Origin of the sequence: Streptomyces sp. NPDC006283, from assembly GCF_040613325.1 — a bacterium.
GTDB lineage: Bacteria > Actinomycetota > Actinomycetes > Streptomycetales > Streptomycetaceae > Streptomyces.
This window is the reverse complement of record NZ_JBEXRZ010000333.1, coordinates 1-4,960: the sequence shown is the minus strand read 5'-3', so window position 1 is coordinate 4,960 and position 4,960 is coordinate 1. Positions and strand designations below refer to the sequence as shown.

Genomic DNA, 4,960 nt, shown 5'->3' with positions numbered 1-4,960 from the left:
GGGCAAACGAGCATCAATACTACCTTGTTTCGTAGGGTTGATGTACTCTTGAAGTGGGCGCACAGGCGTGCTTGTCCCGCCCCCGGGGGTACCGGAATGCTCTGATGCTTCGCCAGGAACCCTTGCTTGCACGCCGAATGGGCGAAGTAACGAACGGACCGAATGCCGCCAAAACCATGCCGTCATGCCTGCGTCAAGACGGATAAATGTCGTTATGCGTCCAGGTGTCATCTACTATTCAGCAGCGTAAGTGTCGAATGTCCGTGTGGCTGATGTCACTGAACCTTTCTCATCCTATGGTTCGAGGGTGATAACGGTTGGCGGTCGGTGCCGGTAATGCGGCAGGGCTCCTGGTCGTTGCGGCTGGTGATCTCACTCGCCAATGCCTCGACACAGGAGCCCTGTTGGTCCCGTATAGTGCGATGCTCGTCGCCGAACGCGCGCCGAGCCTGCATGAGGTTCTGCGCGAACTGCCGCCAGAGGGGTTCGCCATTCTTGGCGGCACCCTGATCGCCACCGACGCATCGCGGCGGATGAGCCGTACTACTCTATGAAGCACCGCCGCCACGGGATGAAAGTGCATGTCTTGGCCACCCCGGCCGGAGTCTCAATGACGAAGTCAAGCCGTTGAGTCGTCCAGCGCCCGAGGAACACCCCGGTGCCATCTCCGAAATCAGCGACCGAAGCGCACATCTCATCAGCAGCCAGGGTGCCCGCCCCGGAGGGCCGGGCGGCCACTCCTGGGGAGCCACTGAAGGCAGGCACCGATAAGCCACACCCTGCCTTCCCGGGCTGCCCAACAACTTACGGAGCACCGTTGGATCTTGTTTAAGCAGCTTGACACGACATAGCATCCTTGGGGTAGAACGGGCGAGGTCCCTGGGCGTTGAGGCAGATATGGATCTGGCTGATCCTCGCCGTGTTCACCCAACTAGTCTGGCCCGCCCGCTGGCGGGCGACCTGCGACGGCCGTGGGAGAGGCCGCGCCCGTCCGACAGGTCACTCGCCCGAGTACGCCGCGATTTCCGGCTCCTTCGCCCAGGCGGCCATCCGGTCGCCAAAACACCTGGCCACTCCCCGCTATGACGTACACGTAGTCCGCAAACCGGGCGGGCAAACGACGGACGAAGCAGTCAACAACCCCTCGTCAACGTCGCGCAGGTTAAAGATCAAGCTAGCCGCAACACACTTACCAGCATCGATCCCCAACCTAGACCCCACCCCGCTGAATGTGGAAGCCAGGCTCTGGACGTGCGGTCATCGCAGAAGCTAGTGGTGATTTATGCCGATCCCTGATTGATTACGATTATGTCCCGATAGATCCGAAAGTTCGCCCTACCGTTCGAATCAATTAGATTTCTGATACAGGTAGGGAATGGAGAAGTTGGGATGATCGTGCCCGAAAGTACAGGAACCGACAGGCCGGTGCGCGGCATCGCCGCGCTGTGCTGCTGGGGGCTGGTACTGGTGGTGTTGCTGCCACTGACGGTACTGCAGTCGCTGGACGCCCGCCTCGGCGCGGCACTCGCCGTACAGTGCGTGGTCGTGGTGCATACCGGCACCGCGCTGGCCCGGGTAATGACAGGCGTCCGGGCCCCGGTGATCGCCTTCGGCTTCTGGCTCTTCTCGTACGTGTGGCTGGGGCTCGCGCCGCTGGCCATGCTCGCGACGGATACGTATCCGCACGGGTTCGTGGTTGACGCGGAGACGTCCTTTACAACAACGCTCCTGGTAGAGACAGGACTTGTGGCCTACAGCACGGGTTCGGCGCTAGCCTCGTGGCGCGCGTCCCGAGCCTCCTCGGTCCTCGAACCGATCCTTGCGCGGCAGCTATCGCCGGGACGGGTGCTGCTGTTAGGCGGCGCAGCGCTGCTACTGGCCGTCGTGCTGATCCCCGGTCAGGGCGGGCTGCCGGCGTTCTTCGCCAGTCGACAGGCGGCCAACGAGGCGGCGGCGCAGGCTTCAGTGAACCGGGCGATAGCGGCGTGGGCCCTGTCGGTGCCGGCGTTCTGGGCCCTGGTGGGGCTGGTGCACGTACCGCGGTTCACGGCCGGCGAGCGAACCCTGCGCGGACTGCGCTGGCTCCTGCTGCCACTACTGATCGCGGTGAACGTGGTGGTCAACAACCCCATCAGCCAGCCGCGGTTCTGGGCCGGTACGGTCCTGTTGGCACTGGTCTTCGGCACTTCCTGGCTGCGCGGGCCACGGGCTTTCCGGTTCGGCGCCGCGGGCGTGGCGTTCGTCGTGCTGGTGGTCTTCCCGTATAGCGACTACTTCCGCTACGACAAGCGGGAACCGGTTCACGTCGTATCGCTCGCCGAACAGTTCACGTCGAACGGCGACTACGACGGCTTCCAACAGATGGTGGCGGGGGTCGACTACGTCCGTACCCATGGCTTCACGCCGTCCGCCGCACTAGGCCCGCCGCTGTTCTTCGTGCCCCGCGCCACCTGGCCCGGTAAGCCGGAAGATACAGGAATACTGCTTGCCCGGCACGCGGGGTACACCTTCGACAACCTCGCCGCGCCGCTGTGGATCGAGTCATATATGTGGGCTGGCTTCCCGTCGGTGCTCGGCGTCTTCGGTCTGATCGGTGCGGTCGGACGGCGCATCGATGATCTCCGGTACCGGTTGCGGGGGCGTCCGGGCACGCTCGCGGCGCTGCTGGTGCCGGCCTTCGGCTTTTACCAACTCGTGTTGCTGCGCGGCAGTCTGATGGCGATGGTGGGCCCGCTCGCCCTGTTGGTGTGCATCCCGCTACTGATCACCCGTAAGCCCGGGCGTACGGCGCTGCCGCCGGCGCAGGAACCCGGGTATACGCCGCCGTATGCGGCGTCTTCAGCATTATCCACAGGAGGAGCACGTACGTGAATGTCTTCAACGAGCTCGCAGGGGAGCCGGACCAGATCCGCGATCAGTTGCGCCGACTCTTTCGCTACCGTGCCTTCCTCGTGCTCAGTCTGTTCCTGGGCCTGCTCGGCGGCGCTGCGGTGTCGGTGCTGGGGGGCGCCACGTACACGGCGACCGGCGAGGTCGTGGTGCACGCGATCCGCACCGCGCCCTTCGAGGCCAGTGGGGTCTCGGCGGACAAGCAGATCAGCATGGGCACCGAGCGGCAGATCGCACAGAGCGCGTCGGTGGCGGCGGGTGCTGCCAAGGCCCTCGATGACGGGACCGCGCTGGCCACCCTCCAGCGGGATCTGCGGGTGAGCAACCCTCCCGAGACCCAGACACTGATATTCGAGTACAGCGCGGACTCGGCGGACCGAGCGGCCGTGCTCGTCAACGCCTTCGTGGGTGCGTACCTCGATTACCGGCAGGCCGCGGCAACCCAGCGGATCAACACGACCGTTGGCAGGCTCGGCACCGAGCTCAAGCCGCTGTTGAAGCAGCGTGATTCCCTGGACCGGCGGATCGCGGGCGAGAGCGACGCTTCGGAGCGGTCCACCTACCAGTCCGAGCGCAGGAACCTGGTGGTGGAGATCGCGGATCTGCAGGGGCGGATCTCCAGTCTGAAGTCCCTCGACACCACGCCCGGCGACGTCGTCAGCAGAGGCGATCCGCCCGCCTTGCAGTCCAGCCCCGGTCTGGGCATGCTGCTCCTCACGGGTGCGGTGGCCGGTCTGACCCTGGGCATCCTGGCGGCATGGGTCCGTTCGGTGCTGGAGCCGCGGGTCCGGTCGGCGGCGGATGTGCAGAACCATCTGCGGGCGCCGGTGCTCGGCGTCCTGCCGCGCCGGAAGGGCGGCGGACAGATACTGGAGGTCGGCCGGTCCAGCCAGGGCAACCGTGCCGAGGCGTACCGCACGATCGCCTTCCGGCTAGTGCACGACCAGCATCTCGCGGGGGGCGGCAGCCTACTGATTGTCTCTCCACGGGAGAGCGCGGGCGCGGTCTCGGCGGCGGTCAACCTCGCCGGGGCCTTCGCCGAGATCGGCAATAACATCCTGCTGGTGGAGGCGAATCTAGGCCCGCCGGGGCTCGTCCTGCAGCTTCCGCTATCTCCCGGGCACAGGCGGCCGGTGCCGGACAGCTGGACGGAGGGCGAGCGGCTTGCGGTGGACGTCGGCGTCGATGGGCGTTTCGATCTCCTGCCCGGGCAGCAAGTGCCCAACCCGGCGCGTGCCTTGACCTCGCCGCGGTTCGCCCAGCTGTTGGACGCTCCGTCCGGTCCGTACGACCATGTCGTAGTCGTCACTGGGCCGCTGCTCACACATGCGGAGGGGCTGGCCGTCGCCAAACAGGCGGCCGGTGTTGTGGTGGTCTGCGACCCGAACGAGGTTCGTCGGGACGACTTGGACCGGGTGTGGGAGCTGATCACCGGAGCCGGCGGTCACATCCTGGGCGCGGTCCTGGACAAGGGCGGCCGGGCGCCGTCGCTGCGTCGGCTCGGCGACGGCGGCCGGACCCACCGCAAGCGCGGCCGGGTCCGTCAGCCGGGGAGACCGGGGGCCAGAGCGTTAGCCAGCGCCGACGCGCCCTCGCTGCGCGAGTGACGGCCTTCAACCCGGCGGGCCCGGCGAATGGTCGGAGCACCTGCGTCCGCCTGGCACTGCCAGTGGGCAGGACATCGCATCGCCCGCGCACGCCAGTCTCTCCGCCTGGCAGGCTCCGGCGCTAACGCGATCTTCGGGTTCCTCCTCGTCGCCCGTCGTGACACACGGACTCGGGGCCCCGGGGCTGGCGCGGTCTTCAAACAGTGCCGCGGCCTTCACCTGCACAGACGGTCATCCTGATGGCGGGACGGAGTGTGTGGAACCTCGTGCTCGCCGTCGCCAGCGGCGCCTCCCAGGCCGCAACGGTCCGGTCTATGTGACCGCCTTGAACTAACGACCTCGTGCGTGATTACTGACGTTGAAGTCGTGTTGTCGTAGGGGCTGACGGTTGGTGATCGTCGAGGTAAGCCGGTTGGATGAGGTATCCGCAGGGCGGGGGTCTGACCGTGGAGAGGCAGGCATTT

2 protein-coding genes and 2 pseudogenes are annotated in these 4,960 nt (G+C 66.2%); all 4 read left to right on the top strand.

The window, feature by feature from the left end:
- Positions 1-491 precede the first annotated feature (491 nt).
- Positions 492-604 (top strand): annotated as a pseudogene (locus ABZ070_RS35270) (IS5/IS1182 family transposase); the annotation flags it as partial.
- 288 nt (positions 605-892) lie between these two features.
- Positions 893-1,166, top strand: a pseudogene (locus ABZ070_RS35265) (transposase); the annotation flags it as partial.
- Between the two features lie 223 nt (positions 1,167-1,389).
- Complete coding sequence (locus ABZ070_RS35260; protein ID WP_356640042.1) at positions 1,390-2,871, top strand: hypothetical protein; 1,482 nt, start codon at positions 1,390-1,392, stop codon at positions 2,869-2,871.
- A complete protein-coding gene (locus ABZ070_RS35255) occupies positions 2,868-4,496 on the top strand; it encodes a lipopolysaccharide biosynthesis protein (RefSeq protein WP_356640040.1) in 1,629 nt (542 codons plus the stop codon). Before ABZ070_RS35260 ends, ABZ070_RS35255 begins: the two co-directional genes overlap by 4 nt.
- Positions 4,497-4,960: the final 464 nt, after the last annotated feature.